Annotated in this window: 1 pseudogene; it reads left to right on the forward strand. The window is 48.8% G+C overall.

Annotation, left to right across the window (positions count from 1 at the left end):
- Positions 1-420, forward strand: a pseudogene (locus RMY00_RS34845) (WD40 repeat domain-containing protein); the annotation flags it as partial.

Here is a 420-nt window from a genome sequence, read left to right on the forward strand (position 1 = left end):
GTGACAACACCATCAAACTGTGGAATCTAGAGACAGGGAAGGAAATCCGCACCCTGACTGGGCATGATAACACTGTCTCTAGCGTGAGTTTTAGCCGCGACGGCAAGACTTTGGCTTCTGGCAGTAGTGACAACACCATCAAACTGTGGAATCTAGAGACAGGGAAGGAAATCCGCACCCTCTCTGGGCATGATAGCTATGTCAATAGCGTGAGTTTTAGCCGCGACGGCAAGACTTTGGCTTCTGGCAGTGCTGACAAGACAATCAAACTGTGGAATGTAGAGACAGGAAAGGAAATCCATACCCTGACTGGGCATGATAACTGGGTCAATAGCGTAAGTTTTAGCCCCGACGGCAAGACTTTAGCTTCTGGCAGTGCTGACAAGACAATCAAACTGTGGAATGTAGAGACAGGAAAGG

It is taken from the genome of Nostoc sp. ChiVER01 (assembly GCF_034531155.1).
GTDB lineage: Bacteria > Cyanobacteriota > Cyanobacteriia > Cyanobacteriales > Nostocaceae > Nostoc.